Below are 14,350 nucleotides of genomic sequence, written 5' to 3' on the forward strand. Positions count from 1 at the left end.
ACCTTTCTGTTGGACACGAATTTCGCGAATGACATCAATTATTACCACGGTCATTCTGAGCGAAGTGAAGAATCTTTATTCAATAAGCAGTTGACAATAAACAATGTACAATTATTACTTTTAATTGATTATTGACTATTGTTGTTTGGAAATTGTACTATGGAATCCACTTGTCCTTGCCAAAGTCGGGTTTGCGCTTTTCCAAAAATGCATTGCGACCTTCCTTGGCCTCGTCAGTCATGTAGGCCAAACGGGTAGCTTCCCCGGCAAACACCTGCTGACCCACCATGCCATCGTCAGTGAGGTTCATGGCAAATTTCAGCATTTTGATGGATGTAGGTGACTTGGCCAATATTTCCTGAGCCCATTGGTAAGCGGTATCCTCCAATTCATCGTGGGGAATAACAGCATTTACCATGCCCATGTCAAACGCCTCTTGTGCGGAGTAGCTTCGTCCCAAAAAGAAAATTTCACGGGCCTTTTTCTGTCCCACCATTTTGGCGAGGTATGCCGAACCATATCCCCCATCAAAACTGGTGACATCGGCATCGGTCTGTTTAAAGATGGCATGTTCCTTACTGGCCAACGTCATATCACAGACCACATGTAGGCTGTGCCCTCCCCCAACGGCCCAACCAGGCACCACGGCAATCACCACTTTGGGCATAAACCTGATAAGGCGCTGCACCTCCAAAATATTCAAGCGATGATAACCATCATCACCCACATAGCCCTTATGGCCACGGGCCTTTTGGTCCCCCCCACTGCAGAAGGCCCATTTGCCATCCTTGGAGGAAGGTCCTTCCCCAGAAAGTAGTACCACACCAATGGAGGTATCTTCCTGGGCATCATAAAAAGCCTTGTACAGTTCGCTGGTGGTTTTGGGCCGAAACGCATTGCGTACATCAGGCCGGTTAAAGGCGATTCGGGCAACCCCATTACATTTTTTATAGGTGATATCCTCAAATTCCATGGCGGTCTGCCAGTTGGGTGATTCCATAGGTATTGTATTGTTGGACTACAAAATAACGGAAAATCTGGGTTATGATGGTTTTAAGAGATTGGTAAAAGGTAACGGGTTGATACATAAATTGATATTGTTGAAAAATAGGTTGAAAAGGTAATGGTGTATGTCTGTTGACAAGTGATTTTTTCGGCGAACTTAGAGATATACAAGTCAAACCTCAAAAGAGTCCTTAGTGATGAGGTACTTGTTGACCAACCTTACAACCATGATAAAATTCTTCAGAAGAATAAGGCAGAATCTACTTTTTGAAAACAAGACGGGAAAGTATCTGAAATATGCCATTGGTGAAATTGTCCTTGTGGTCATTGGGATTTTGATCGCCCTCCAGATCAACAATTGGAACGATATCAAGAAAAATAAAATAATTGAGCATCAATTGTTGACGGCTCTTTTACAGGAATTCGAGACCAATCTTAAAATTTTGGACAGTACCCGGTTGGCAAACCAAAGAATTTATGAAACCGCGATTAAAATAGGAGATTTTACAGGGCCGTCATTGCCAACATTGAATGAAAAGGATCTATCCATGCATATGGTCGGGGCATTTAAATTTGAACCGAGATTCGTTCCTAATCTGGGAACCATGAATGAAATCAACAATTCAGGGAAATTGTCTCTGATTACGGATCAGGATTTGAGAAAGTCCATCTCGGAGTGGCTTTCACAATTGGAACTGGTTCACAATCAAGAGAAATATGTGGTGGAAAGAAGGGATATTAGCCAGGATTATTTTATCAAGTATGCCAATTTCAGGAGGCATTTGGATATCATAGATGATGCCCTCCTGGATGCCACCCCAAGCAGGTTCCCGAACAATGATTTCAATTTCTTGACCAACCCCGAATTTGAGAGTAATCTTTTTCTCTTCATCGTTGCTTCCATAAATCTGAACAGGGCCTTTTATGAACCTTTGGAAAAGCAAACTGAAATTTTGATAAGAAAGATTAAACAACAAATAGAATGACATGGAATTCCTCGATTTTAATCTGAAGGTATTCTAATTGCTGCCATCCACAAGATCATGGTCACTATCCATCAATTGCATTTAAAACTGCACAATATTTAGAAGTATCTTTCCTAAATGTCACGCTTCAAAAAAATGTGGATTGCTTTTGGGATTATAATGGTTTTAGGTCTGCTTTTCTATTTGGTGCTTTCGCGTAAAATTAACCCGGACAGGTATTTTTTGCTCAAAACCGACAAGATTCCCTTTAGGGAAATCATGATCAACGTATCCAAATATGCCATGGAATTTGAACCACAATTCAAGAGGGGCAGCTACAAACTGGGCTTGAGCAGAAGCGTCGATATAGATAAACTATACTGTACACTGTACCGTTCGGAGTATGGATTCCAGGTAGATGCTTCCGACCAGTTCATTTTGAGAAATTTAGACACCGATAAGCTCTTTGTTGTTGGGAAAGTGCTGGGCAAGGAAATGTTCGAAGAATATCGCACCGTACAATACCGTATCGAAATACCTGAGGATTATCAGGCATATCATCAAGAAAAAGAGGGAATGTTTCCCTACTATCAAATACATTGGTCCATGATGAGCAGCACAGGTGGCGGTTTTGGGTATAGTTGGGAAGCGAATACACTACTTCGTTCCCCTAAGGGGGATTCATTACAGTTTTACAGGGGAAAGGGAGCCATTGGAAAGCAAGATAGATTGGGAATCTTCCCTAAATAATATCACGCTAAGAAATTCAACACATCTTTATTTTTTTAGTCTGTTGTTTTTGTTGCACCGATCTTCGAACTTAGTTACCGTAGATTAAAAAGTATAGCCATGCCAGACCATAAGGAAGAACTCGAAGCATATCTCGCTCCCCATTACATTAACCGCAGTAATTGGCTTAGAGCTGCCGTACTTGGGGCGAATGATGGTATTTTGTCCACAGCGAGTCTTGCCATTGGGGTGGCTACCGCCAGTGATGGCAGACCTCCTATTATTCTGGCCACTGTGGCGGGATTGGTCGCCGGGGCCCTGTCCATGGCGGCCGGGGAATATGTTTCGGTAAGTTCACAGACCGATATTGAACATGCCGATATTGAAAGGGAAAAGCAGGAACTGGAAGATATGCCCGAGATTGAATTGCAACGATTGACCCAAATCTATGAAAGCCGTGGCCTGAAAAAAGAAACCGCACTTTTGGTGGCCAAGGAGCTGACCGAGAAAGATGCCTTGGGGGCCCATGTCCGCGATGAATTGGGTCTGAACGAGATCAGCCATGCCAAACCGATACAGGCAGCCTTGGCATCAGGTGCCGCTTTTAGTCTGGGTGGTTTTCTTCCGCTCTTGGTCACCATATTGGCCCCTCTGCCGGCAATGGAATATTCCCTTTATGGTTTTGCTCTTTTGTTCTTGATATTATTGGGTGTGGTTGCAGCCAAAACAGGGGGTTCAAATATAATGAAAGCCATACTCAGGATAAGTTTTTGGGGAACTGTGGCCATGGGACTTACCGCATTCGTGGGTTATTTGTTCCATGTAAATCTTGCCTGACCATGATAAAGAAAAGGAATATCAATATTTTATCTCCAAAAGAATTTGCAAAACGGGTGATTACGTATACCGTAGTGTCCTTGGGACTTTTGATTTTTTCCTTGGGAATAGGTGTTTTAGGTTATCATTTTATTGGCGGTTTAGATTGGGTAGATAGTATTTACAATGCCTCCATGATCTTAACGGGTATGGGACCTGTTGATGAAATGAAAACGGATGCCGCCAAACTTTTTGCTTCGGCCTACGCTTTGTTCAGTGGGGTTGTATTTTTGAGCACCGTGGCCATTTTCTTTGCCCCTTTTGCACATCGGCTTATGCATTTGCTTCGAGTGGATGATCTGGATGAGAACTAGATTTTCAACTGTTTAAGGGGTCAATGCAATGATTTGGAAGAAATGTAATAGTTTTAAAAAATAAACATCATCAATCATGAATACCACACTCATTTTTATTGTTGGATTTTTTCTAGGTCTTTTATTGTTAAAACTGATTTTTGGCAAAAAAAAGACCAAATGACCTTCCTAAATTGTTTTTGTCAAAGACAGATATAGATTTATGGACAAACGTTTCACCTTTCCATTTGTCCCCTTGAGTTAATTTTAAAGCCACTCCGCAGCTATCACGGATGTCCTTATTTGATTATAGTCTGATTTTTACGGAAATAAAGGTCAAAAAATGAACAAAAACGGACAATTGTTAAGAACTGCTCTGAGTAGCTATTCTTTCTTGGAAAATGAGGTCTGGGAAGAGTTTGAACATTTTTTCATAGAAAAGAGTATCGCTAAAAATGAGATGATATGGGAAAATGGAGAGGTGTGTAAACATTTGGTCTTTATTGTCAAAGGGGCGGTTCGGAGTTTTTCCATGGCCCATGGTAATGAGTTGACGAACAATTTCTATTTTGATTCCGATCTGTTCTACGATGACTACAGCTTTATTTCCCAAAAACCATGTTTCAATAACTATCAGACCTTAGAGGATACGGACCTGTTATTGATTCCCAGGAGTGCCCTGTACCTCATGTTCAACAAATACAAATCCTTTGAGAGATTGGGTAGAATTGTTGTGGAATGCCGCTATATTGAACTGTATGAGTCCATGACGAGGAAGAGCAACCAATCCGCTGGGGAAAACTATCGGTACCTCATGGAACATGCAAAGAAAGTCATTCAGCGCGTGCCCTTAAAAATGGTGGCTTCTTACCTCAACATTACCCCGGAACATTTGAGCCGGATTCGAAAATCTTACGCAAGCCCGAGGGCTAAAATAGCCTAGCCTTTTTTCAAAATAGTTGATTTCACATCAAGTGCTTTTAAAAGGTCTTTGATGAACTTTACCTAAATATAAAGACATTTTACATGAAAAGACAGACTTTTTTGACCATAGCCTCAATGATTGCCCTTATGGTCGGGGTAACGGCCGCTTTTTTCCCATCCCTACTGCTGGTAAGCAAAGGAGTGTTTCCTGACGATGGGGTCAAGGTCTGGATGACCGAAGTGGGCATTTTGCTCATTGTGTTGGGAGTCATTAATTTCTTGATTCGAAAACACCCGTCCTCCCCTACTTTGTTTGTGTTGTTCTTGGGCAATGTCCTTATTCAATTGGGACTGTTGGCGGTTGAGGTCTTGGCCTTTGCAAAAGGCACCATTACCGAGATTTCAGGGATTATCCCCAATAGTATTGTCCATGTGGTGTTGGCCATGGGATTTGCGTATTATATTTTTAGAATGGTCCCCAATGAGAATCCACAGAGTGTAAGTTTAAAGGTCGATCACTGACCTAGTCCATGGAAACTTTGCCCGACCGGTGAAGGAGGCCCAAAAGGATTAATATTGATTTGATGAAGAAAAAATTATCGGTTCTCGCTTTCCTTTTCATTTTGATGAATGGGAAAGCACAGTTTTCAGTTTGTGAAGACTATAACAAAACACCCGAATTGCAAAGTTCGCTTTGCGTTACGCTCAATGTGCCATTGGCATATGGAACGGATATGGATGAAACCATTGAACTGTTCGTTCGAAAATTCCCGGCACAAAAAGAGAGGAAAGGTTCTATTTGGTTGGTGGCTGGCGGTCCTGGGGAATCAGGTGCCAGCCTTTACCCGGTGGTGGGTCAGTTTGCGGAACTGTTTCCCGATCTTGACATTTTTGTGCCCGATCACAGGGGAACAGGACTCTCTGGAAAAATCTGCCCAAAAGAAGAATCGGTTGAATCTGTTGGTGGAATTGCACTGGTTGGCGAGGAATGGGGATCATGTTTTGGGTATATGTTCAGTCATCAAGAATATGTGAAGACGTTTTCCATAACCAACGCGGCCAAAGACCTAGGTTATTTGATCAATGAATTAAGTGGTGAAGGCAAGCATTACGTTTATGGGGTTTCGTATGGCACACAATTGGTGCTACGTTTATTGCAATTGGGTCCTTTGGAACTCGATGGGGTATTCTTGGATTCCCTTGTCCCTCTTCAAGATGACATGGAATATGACCTGGGCCATCGTTCGTTTGTGACCCATAGTGTTGGGCAAGAACTATTGGAGTATTACGATGGAAAAGCAGGAAAGGAGTCCCCTTCCCTATCCGAACAGTTGAAAACAATCATCAAGCGATCCAAAGGCGATGACGCTTTTGCCCAAAACCTACCAAAGCAGGACATATCGATTTTGTTTGGGATGATGCTGGACTTACCAACGGTCAGAAGAAAAATTCCAGAAATCATACGATCACTTTCCAAAGATGATGCTGGTCCGTTGAACAGTGCCATAGCAGAAATTACAGCATTTTATAGGGATTATGGGGAAAAGTATAGTACATCTTCCAATTCCATCCCTCTTGCCCAAGTGATCACCGCATCTGAGAATAATCCAAGACCTCAATTAAAAAAGAGTGAAGTGGTAGAGGAATCCAAAGGCCTGCTTTTTACAAGCCCTTTGCCCAAGTTGATAGCCGAAAACACAATGCCTACCTATGATCACGATGCCTATTTTGCGGGTGTTCCCGAGAAAATGCCTCCAACGTTGATCATTCATGGTTCCTTGGATCCCAAAACACATTGGGAAGGAGCCAAAAGACACGTAGAAAAATTATCGGACAAAGGTTCCATTGAGTTTGTAACCGTAAGGAATGCCCCCCATTTTATTGCTTTGTTCGCTCCAGATGCCTTTAAGGAAGCGGTGATGGCTTTTTTAGAAGGGAAATCCATAGCCGGCAACGAAGTTGTAGATACCAATGTCGCACTGGATTGATTTTGCAACCACATGTTCTAGGGTATCTCCGTAAATTTACGTATCAAAAATTTATGATTATGGAGAGCGATTGGCTTAATAAATGGGACACAAGATTTGGAAAAGAGGAATATGCCTATGGCACCCGACCCAATGAATATCTAAAGGAAAAATTAGTAGGACTTACCCCAGGAAATATTCTATTTCCCGCAGAAGGCGAAGGACGTAATGCCGTTTATGCAGCGAAGTTGGGTTGGAACGTTTCCGCTTTCGATATCAGCACTGAAGGTCGAAAAAAGGCACTGAAACTGGCCGATCAAAACCAGGTTGGCATCGATTATCAAATTGGAGAACTACAAATGCTCGGGTATCAAGAGGAACAATTTGATGCCATCGCCTTGATCTATGCCCATTTTCCACCACAAATAAGAAAGGGGTATCACCAACTTTTGAGCGCCTATTTGAAAAAGGGAGGGATTCTCATTTTTGAAGCCTTTAGCAAGACCCATTTGGAGTATCAACTTAAAAATGAAAGTGTGGGAGGGCCAAGGGATTTGGGTTCTTTGTTCTCTACTGAAGAGATCCTTTCCGAATTTGAGGGGTATGAGATTTTGGAACTGAAGGAAACGGTCATTGAACTTAACGAAGGATATGGACACATCGGTAAAGGTTCCGTGGTCCGCTTTTTGGGAAAAAAGAAGTAATTCTAAAATAAAGCAATACCCACGCTACATTTTTCTTCATTGGCTTCCCGAATCAGGGATTTACTTTTTGCGTCAACATTTTTAGGATTTGAATCAAGCTGCCCCGTTTACCTCTTCTAATTTCGTCACAGATTTAAACCCTAAATTTTTAACGTGATGAAAAAAAGTATTTTAATTATAGCTATTCTTTTTATTGGAGCGATCGGTTTCGCTCAGAATTCCAACAATGTCCAACTAGGTGTGAGAGGGGGTGCCAACTTTGCCACAGTGGCCGGCGATGACTACGACAGCCCTGACTCTAGGACTTCCTTTTATTTAGGTTTGTTGGCGGAAGCACCCTTGTCCGATTATGTATCGTTGCAACCAGAGGTATATTATTCCGGTCAGGGATTTGATGTTGATTATGCACAATTCAAGGTGGATTACATTCAAGTTCCACTGTTGCTGAAATTTTACATTGCCGATGGTTTGAACATTCAGGCCGGACCACAGTTTGGTTTTAAGGTAAATGAAGAATTTGATTTTGATCCCAATGAGGATTCGGGGAGTTTCGATACCGATTCCGTGAACGACTTTGATTTTCAAGGAGCGGCAGGCGTTGAGTACAAATTTCCGTCTGGATTCTTCATTCAGGGTAGGTATTCCTATGGATTCTCGGAAATGGTCGAGGATGTGGATGTCCATAATTCCGTATTTTCTGCGGGACTTGGATTTATGTTCTAAAGAAATCACTTCAGCAGAAATGTTAGAGCTCCATCACCAAAATTGATGGAGCTTTTTGCTTTTCTAAAATTTGGATGAGGTTTTCCCTTTCAATTTAGGTATTGTGATAATATAGCCCTAAGTTCATGGTCGCATTCGTGTTTTGAATTGAAATATGCTTCAAACTGTTGATTTTACTGGTATTGACATAAAGGTGACATCCAAATGTCGTGGTCTTGACAAGGTTCCCGAGATACATTTGTCCTAGAATCAAAACAAAAAAGTCATGAACAACACATCAATTGGAGAGCGTCTTAAGTATCAGAGGAAAATCAAAGGATATTCCCAAGAAGAGCTTTCCGGACGGACCAATGTCACCGTACGCACCATTCAACGCATCGAGAACGAAGAAGTTTCCCCCCATCTGAACACGGTTAAACTTTTGGCGGCCGCCTTGGAAGTCGAAGTAAGCGATTTACTGCCTTTGGATGACCCAAGGGAAGAGACCCTGAAGAAAAAATGGTTACTGCTTATTCATGCTACTCCCCTTTTGGGCATTTTTATTCCATTACTCAATGTGCTTGCACCCCTTTTTCTCTGGATCCACAAAAAGGACGACAACCCTATCTATAATGAGCACGGCATTAAGGTGATCAACTTTCAGATCACGGCATTGCTGTTAGCGGTCCTGTCCTTCATAAGCTTAATGACCGTGGACCTTTTTGGGTTCATCCTCTTTATTTCTATTGTGCCCATTTGTGTAGGTATTGTCATTTTCAACATCATTTACGTGCTGCAGAAGGATAAGTGCTACTACCCTTTGTCCATTCCATTTTTAAAATTGAAGAAGAAAAATGTGCCTAAGGCATTGTGCTTTCTTATCGGAATCTCGCTTTTGGCAAGCTGCACGGGACAAAAGGCAGAAACCATTGAACGGTTGGATGGCTCCCTGATTACGAAGGATTCCCTTGGCCTTAAAATAGATCAACTGATGGCCGATGCCAAGATCACCGGAATGGCCGTTTCTATTTTCAATGATAATGAACCCGTTTACCAACGTGTTTTTGGATACAAGGATTTCCCTAAAAGATATCCATTAACAGATTCCACCAATATCTATGGTGCTTCGTTCAGCAAAGCTGTTTTTGGGGTCTTGGTCATGAAATTGGTAGAAGATGGTGTCATTGATTTGGATACACCTCTGGAATCCTATCTGCCCCAAAAAATATACGAATATGAGCCTAAGACCCGCTGGCATGATGACTTTTCCAGTTTAAAGGAAGACTCTCTTTACCATAAGATTACGGCTCGTATGTGCTTAGATCATACCACTGGTTTCAAAAATTACAGATGGTTCGAACCCAATTACAAACTGAGGGTCCATGGTACCCCGGGCGCTCAATTTGGCTATAGTGGTGAAGGGTTTATTTACCTGCAGGTAGTTTTGGAAAAGTTGACAGGTAAAGGATTGGATCAATTGGCAAAGGAAATTGTTTTTGATCCACTGGGGATGAAAAATTCCGCATACGAATGGAAACCCAGATTTGATAAGGACTATGCGGTGGGCCATAATGAAAAGGGCGAAGCGTTGAAAAAAGACAAGGACAATGAGCCGCGCGCTGGTGGTACTTTGGAAACCACTGCCGAGGATTACACCAAATTTTTGACCGCAGTGCTCCACAAAAAAATCATTAGCGAGGCATCTTATGATGAGATTTTCACCCCTCATATCAGGATTCGTACCGAAAAACAATTTAGTGAAGGCGCCCAAATTGTTACCGACAAATACGACTCTATTCACCTAGGATATGGTTTGGGTTGGGGTTATTTTGAAACACCATACGGCAAGGCAGTTTTCAAGGAAGGGCATGGCAGTGGTTTTGTGCATCACTCCGTATTGTTTCCAGAAGTGGGGAAAGGCATCATGATCATGACCAATTCCGAAAATGGTAACAGTATTTTCAAAGAACTTTTAGAAGTGGCCATGGCTGACATTTATACCCCTTGGGAATGGGAGAATTATATCCCATACGACAAAAAATGACCTTTTTTGAAAACAATACAATTATCTTTACCTTGATTTTTGAGAACAGTTGATCATTACACATGGGAAAAAATAAATACACCGTTTCGGTTATCCAATTAAACCTGAACAATACCCCTGAAAACAATTTGAAAAAATGTGCGGAGTGGGTTAAAAAGGCAGTAGCCAAAGGCGCGGAGATTATTTCGCTGCCAGAGTTGTACAGTAGCCACTATTTCTGCCAAAGTGAGGACACGGAAAATTTCGCTTTTGCTGAACCGCTGTACAGTACCTCTTTTGAGGCGTTCAGTGCCTTGGCCAAGGAACTCGGTGTGGTGATCATTGTTCCCTTTTTTGAAAAACGCATGGCGGGTGTGTATCACAACAGCGCCTACATTATAGATTCTGATGGTTCCGAAGCGGGATTGTACCGTAAGATGCACATTCCGGACGATCCCCATTTCTATGAAAAATTCTATTTTACCCCTGGCGATCTTGGTTTCAAGACTATCCCAACCAAAAAGGGAAAGGTGGGTACCTTGATCTGTTGGGACCAATGGTACCCTGAGGCGGCCCGATTGACTGCCCTGCAAGGTGCCGAGGTACTCTTCTACCCTACTGCCATTGGATGGCATCCACAGGAGAAAGAAGAATACGGCGAAAAACAGCACGGTGCTTGGATGAACGTCATGAAAGGTCATGCCGTGGCCAACGGAGTGTATGTGGCTGCCGCCAACCGTATCGGATTGGAAAAATACTTGCCTGATACTGCCGGAATCGAATTTTGGGGTTCCTCCTTTATTTGTGGTCCACAAGGGGAAATTCTGGCACAAGCTTCCCATGATCAAGAAGAAATATTATTGGCCGAAGTGGATCTGGACCTTCAGGAAAATGTGCGCCAAAACTGGCCTTTCCTTCGAGATAGAAGGATTGATATGTATGGGGAAATAACCAAAAGGGCAATCGACTGATATGGCTAAAGCTGCATGGCGATTTCCCGCGGAATGGGAAAAACAACAGGGCATTTTACTGTGTTTCCCCCACAATGGAAACGATTGGCCCGGTAAATACGGTGCCATTCAATGGGCATTTGTGGAATTTATCAAGAAAGTGGCCACTTTTGAAGAGGTGTTTTTGGTAATGGCTTCCGAGGAACTCAAAAACAAAGTTCTGGGACTTCTTCAAACGGCCCACGTAAATGTGGATAAGGTTTCTTTCATCATCCACAAGACCAACCGAAGCTGGATGCGCGACTCTGGCCCTATCATCGTAAAAAATGGTAAGGAAAGAAAGGCCCTCAACTTCAATTTTAATGGATGGGCCAAATATTCCAATTATAAATTGGATCGGCACGTTCCCGAAAAAGTGTCACAATCGCTAAAAATTCCTTTGGAACAGGTCAAATACAAGGGCAAACCCGTGGTATTGGAAGGAGGAGCCATTGACGTGAACGGTAAGGGCACCTTGATTACTTCGGAAGAATGTTTGTTGGATCCAAAGATACAAGTGCGTAACCCTGGGTTCAGTAAGGCTGATTATGAAGCCATTTTTGAGGAATACCTTGGGGTGACCCATACCATTTGGTTGGGTGATGGCATCAAAGGAGACGATACGCATGGACATATTGATGATCTGGCACGATTTGTCAATGAAAACACCATTGTTACGGTTGTGGAATCCGATAAGAAGGATGCCAATTATGGGGTCCTACAAGAGAATTTGAAACGTTTGGAAAGTGCGATTTTAGAAGATGGTGCCAAGCCAAAAATTGTTACCCTTCCCATGCCCAAGCGAATCGATTTTGATGGAGTGGTACTCCCTGCCAGTTACGCCAATTTCCTCATTTTGAACAAAGCTGTTCTGGTTCCTACTTTTAACGACTCAAGGGACCGTGAGGCCTTGAACATATTGGCAGATGTGTTCCCTGATAGGGAAGTGATCGGAATCAGTGCCATCGACCTCATTTGGGGATTTGGCACCTTGCACTGCTTGAGTCAGCAGATACCTATATGATGAACCAACTCGAATGGGTATGAGAAGTAAAATTAGCTTGCCATTTATGGTGCTTCTTGTTTTTTTCTTTTCATGCAAGAAGGAAACTAATATTTCCATGTTGGAGTCATGGAAAAGAGAGATTCTTGCAACAGAGAAGGCATTTTCAGAATTATCCGAAAAAGAAGGTGTTGCAAAAGCTTTTGAAACCTATTGCGCCAATGATGTGGTTATGATGCGGAACAACAAATTGGTAAAAGGGAAAGATGGTCTGAAGGCTTATTTTTCCCATCAAACTTCTTCTTCCAATTTTAAGCTTTCATGGAAGCCCGATTTTGTGGATGTTTCTTCGTCCGGGGATTTGGGTTACACGTATGGAAAATATCAATTGACCTATAAAGATTCCACAGGTGCCCAAGTGCAAAACACAGGAATTTTTCATACCGTTTGGAAAAGACAGCCGGATCAATCTTGGAAATTTGTATGGGATTGATTAGAATTATTGTTGGTTGAATCAACAGGGTAATCTAAATTACATACTGCTCTTGCTGTAACAAGTTATCATTTTATGTATCTTTTGAGAAGAACATTAAAAATTGATAATGAGGGTATTGACACTTTCTATTTTAGTATTTATCCAGACAGGTCTGGTTTTAGGGCAGACTTCTTTAAAGAAAATTGGTATAGAAAGTGGAGTTTACCCCGTAGGGTTTAAACACTACCTAACCTTCGACAGTACCAGAACATATAGGAGAATTTATGACTGGAACAACAAAAGTATTCCAAGGCCCATCCCAATTAGTATTTGGTATCCATCCGGTAAAACCTCGAATAACACTGAGCCAATGAACGTATTGGATTATATGGAAATCCTTAAAGAAGAAGAGGAATGGGAATTCTTGCCAAATGACCAAATATTGAATTGGTTCTATTATCCGAACAACTTGGCAAACCAAAACCATCTAAAAGAATGGACAACTGCGCAATACGGGATAAAGCCGGCTGAGAGTATATTTCCTGTGATCGTTTATGCCCCAAGTTATCAAGCGTCATCCATAGAAAATTTTGCTTTGTGCGAATATCTGGCCAGTCACGGATATGTAGTGATTTCTAGTCCAAGTAGAGGTACTGAGAATCGATTTTTTGAGGGAGACACCCCAAAAGACTTGGAAACACAGGCTAGGGATATTGAGTTTCTGATCAAAGAAGTCCAAAAATTGCCTTATGCGGAAACGGACCATATGGCTACCATGGGTTTTAGCTTTGGAGGGCTGTCCAACGTTTTGTCACAAATGAGAAATGAGAACATCATGGCCATTGTCAGTTTGGATGGAAGTATAAAATATCAATATGACACGTTGAAAAAATCCCCTTTCTTTAATGTGGATAAAGTGAATGTTCCTTTCATCCATATGGCCCAAAAGAACATTCCAGAGCAAGTTTTGGCTGAAGATAAGATCGACCCGGAACTCAACACCAAGTTTGAATTTTATGATAGTCTCACCAATAGTAAGGCCTACCAATTGAAGTTCCATAACATGACGCATTCCTATTTCAGTACCTTGGGGGTCTTGTTTCAATCAAGGGATAAAAGACAGGATAAAAGTGATCTCGAAATCATGGAATCCTATAGGTTGGTATCCCAGTATGCGTTGAATTTTTTGGATGCATTTTTGAAGAATGACCCGAAAGCCCTTAAATTTTTAAATAACGATCCTTCCCAAAATGGAATAGCAAAGGATGTACTGGATTATCAAACCAAAGAGCCAAAAGAAAAAGGATTTGGTTTCAATGATTTCAATGAATTGGCTGCGGAACAAAACTATGGCAATCTGAATGCGCTTTACGAGTCGCTTTTGAAAGAACATCCTATCTTGGAATTGCCAGAAGGGAAACTCAACAATCTTGGGTTACAGTTTGTGTTCAACCCAAAAACATCTGCCTACGGAATCAATGTGTTTTTATTAGCAACGGCCCTTTATCCAAATTCAAGCAACCTTTATGATAGTTTGGCAGAGGCCTACTTATTTTTGGGAGAGAAAGACAAGGCGGTCACTAGCTTTAAAAAATCCTTGGACTTAAATCCACAAAACCAAAATGCCATTGACCGATTGGAACAACTGAGGAAATAAAATGGTCACTTGCCCTTAAACAAAAAAGGATTAACTTG

At 41.9% G+C, this 14,350-nt stretch carries 15 protein-coding genes; 14 read left to right on the forward strand and 1 reads right to left on the reverse strand.

What is annotated here, in order from left to right:
* Window positions 1-157: 157 nt before the first annotated feature.
* Complete coding sequence (locus tag D2V05_RS00160) at window positions 158-1,000, reverse strand: 1,4-dihydroxy-2-naphthoyl-CoA synthase (RefSeq protein WP_119645513.1); 843 nt, start codon at window positions 998-1,000, stop codon at window positions 158-160.
* A gap of 232 nt (window positions 1,001-1,232) precedes the next feature.
* Between D2V05_RS00160 and D2V05_RS00165 the strand changes: the two genes are divergently transcribed.
* From D2V05_RS00165 to D2V05_RS00230, 14 genes are all read left to right on the forward strand, one after another.
* On the forward strand, window positions 1,233-1,991 hold the full coding sequence (locus D2V05_RS00165) for a DUF6090 family protein (protein ID WP_147378196.1): 759 nt from the start codon (window positions 1,233-1,235) through the stop codon (window positions 1,989-1,991).
* A 117-nt stretch (window positions 1,992-2,108) separates the two neighbouring features.
* Complete coding sequence (locus D2V05_RS00170) at window positions 2,109-2,720, forward strand: hypothetical protein (protein WP_119645518.1); 612 nt, start codon at window positions 2,109-2,111, stop codon at window positions 2,718-2,720.
* Window positions 2,721-2,819: 99 nt separating this feature from the next.
* A complete protein-coding gene (locus D2V05_RS00175) occupies window positions 2,820-3,536 on the forward strand; it encodes a VIT1/CCC1 transporter family protein (protein ID WP_119641575.1) in 717 nt (238 codons plus the stop codon).
* A 2-nt stretch (window positions 3,537-3,538) separates the two neighbouring features.
* Complete coding sequence (locus D2V05_RS00180; RefSeq protein ID WP_119645521.1) at window positions 3,539-3,889, forward strand: hypothetical protein; 351 nt, start codon at window positions 3,539-3,541, stop codon at window positions 3,887-3,889.
* A 322-nt stretch (window positions 3,890-4,211) separates the two neighbouring features.
* On the forward strand, window positions 4,212-4,811 hold the full coding sequence (locus D2V05_RS00185; protein ID WP_119645523.1) for a Crp/Fnr family transcriptional regulator: 600 nt from the start codon (window positions 4,212-4,214) through the stop codon (window positions 4,809-4,811).
* A gap of 83 nt (window positions 4,812-4,894) precedes the next feature.
* Window positions 4,895-5,314 carry a hypothetical protein gene (locus tag D2V05_RS00190; protein WP_119645525.1) on the forward strand — a complete coding sequence of 140 codons (420 nt, stop codon included), beginning with the start codon at window positions 4,895-4,897 and terminating at the stop codon, window positions 5,312-5,314.
* Window positions 5,315-5,376: 62 nt separating this feature from the next.
* Window positions 5,377-6,780 (forward strand): alpha/beta hydrolase, encoded by a 1,404-nt coding sequence (locus tag D2V05_RS00195; protein WP_119645527.1) that lies wholly within the window; start codon window positions 5,377-5,379, stop codon window positions 6,778-6,780.
* A 59-nt stretch (window positions 6,781-6,839) separates the two neighbouring features.
* Window positions 6,840-7,463, forward strand: a complete 624-nt coding sequence (locus D2V05_RS00200) for a class I SAM-dependent methyltransferase (RefSeq protein ID WP_119645577.1) — start codon at window positions 6,840-6,842, stop codon at window positions 7,461-7,463.
* 156 nt (window positions 7,464-7,619) lie between these two features.
* Window positions 7,620-8,186 (forward strand): porin family protein, encoded by a 567-nt coding sequence (locus D2V05_RS00205; RefSeq protein WP_119645529.1) that lies wholly within the window; start codon window positions 7,620-7,622, stop codon window positions 8,184-8,186.
* A 265-nt stretch (window positions 8,187-8,451) separates the two neighbouring features.
* Window positions 8,452-10,209 carry a serine hydrolase gene (locus tag D2V05_RS00210; RefSeq protein ID WP_119645531.1) on the forward strand — a complete coding sequence of 586 codons (1,758 nt, stop codon included), beginning with the start codon at window positions 8,452-8,454 and terminating at the stop codon, window positions 10,207-10,209.
* 62 nt (window positions 10,210-10,271) lie between these two features.
* On the forward strand, window positions 10,272-11,159 hold the full coding sequence (locus tag D2V05_RS00215) for a carbon-nitrogen hydrolase (protein WP_119645534.1): 888 nt from the start codon (window positions 10,272-10,274) through the stop codon (window positions 11,157-11,159).
* Between the two features lies 1 nt (window position 11,160).
* Window positions 11,161-12,201 (forward strand): agmatine deiminase family protein, encoded by a 1,041-nt coding sequence (locus tag D2V05_RS00220; RefSeq protein WP_119645536.1) that lies wholly within the window; start codon window positions 11,161-11,163, stop codon window positions 12,199-12,201.
* Between the two features lie 19 nt (window positions 12,202-12,220).
* The gene (locus tag D2V05_RS00225) at window positions 12,221-12,673 is read left to right on the forward strand and encodes a YybH family protein (protein ID WP_183114754.1); all 453 of its coding nucleotides are present in this window, start codon (window positions 12,221-12,223) and stop codon (window positions 12,671-12,673) included.
* 352 nt (window positions 12,674-13,025) lie between these two features.
* The gene (locus tag D2V05_RS00230; protein ID WP_235855346.1) at window positions 13,026-14,312 is read left to right on the forward strand and encodes a tetratricopeptide repeat protein; all 1,287 of its coding nucleotides are present in this window, start codon (window positions 13,026-13,028) and stop codon (window positions 14,310-14,312) included.
* Window positions 14,313-14,350 lie beyond the last annotated feature (38 nt).

Source organism: Flagellimonas pelagia, assembly GCF_003584135.1.
GTDB lineage: Bacteria > Bacteroidota > Bacteroidia > Flavobacteriales > Flavobacteriaceae > Flagellimonas > Flagellimonas pelagia.

Coding starts and splice junctions, on each gene's coding strand:
- D2V05_RS00175 (WP_119641575.1), top strand. CDS start 2,820: ATGCCAGACCATAAGGAAGAACTCGAAGCATATCTCGCTCCCCATTAC.
- D2V05_RS00165 (WP_147378196.1), top strand. CDS start 1,233: ATGATAAAATTCTTCAGAAGAATAAGGCAGAATCTACTTTTTGAAAAC.
- D2V05_RS00225 (WP_183114754.1), top strand. CDS start 12,221: ATGAGAAGTAAAATTAGCTTGCCATTTATGGTGCTTCTTGTTTTTTTC.
- D2V05_RS00230 (WP_235855346.1), top strand. CDS start 13,026: ATGAACGTATTGGATTATATGGAAATCCTTAAAGAAGAAGAGGAATGG.
- D2V05_RS00170 (WP_119645518.1), top strand. CDS start 2,109: ATGTCACGCTTCAAAAAAATGTGGATTGCTTTTGGGATTATAATGGTT.
- D2V05_RS00180 (WP_119645521.1), top strand. CDS start 3,539: ATGATAAAGAAAAGGAATATCAATATTTTATCTCCAAAAGAATTTGCA.
- D2V05_RS00215 (WP_119645534.1), top strand. CDS start 10,272: ATGGGAAAAAATAAATACACCGTTTCGGTTATCCAATTAAACCTGAAC.
- D2V05_RS00190 (WP_119645525.1), top strand. CDS start 4,895: ATGAAAAGACAGACTTTTTTGACCATAGCCTCAATGATTGCCCTTATG.
- D2V05_RS00205 (WP_119645529.1), top strand. CDS start 7,620: ATGAAAAAAAGTATTTTAATTATAGCTATTCTTTTTATTGGAGCGATC.
- D2V05_RS00160 (WP_119645513.1), bottom strand. CDS start 1,000: ATGGAATCACCCAACTGGCAGACCGCCATGGAATTTGAGGATATCACC.
- D2V05_RS00185 (WP_119645523.1), top strand. CDS start 4,212: ATGAACAAAAACGGACAATTGTTAAGAACTGCTCTGAGTAGCTATTCT.
- D2V05_RS00195 (WP_119645527.1), top strand. CDS start 5,377: ATGAAGAAAAAATTATCGGTTCTCGCTTTCCTTTTCATTTTGATGAAT.
- D2V05_RS00210 (WP_119645531.1), top strand. CDS start 8,452: ATGAACAACACATCAATTGGAGAGCGTCTTAAGTATCAGAGGAAAATC.
- D2V05_RS00200 (WP_119645577.1), top strand. CDS start 6,840: ATGGAGAGCGATTGGCTTAATAAATGGGACACAAGATTTGGAAAAGAG.
- D2V05_RS00220 (WP_119645536.1), top strand. CDS start 11,161: ATGGCTAAAGCTGCATGGCGATTTCCCGCGGAATGGGAAAAACAACAG.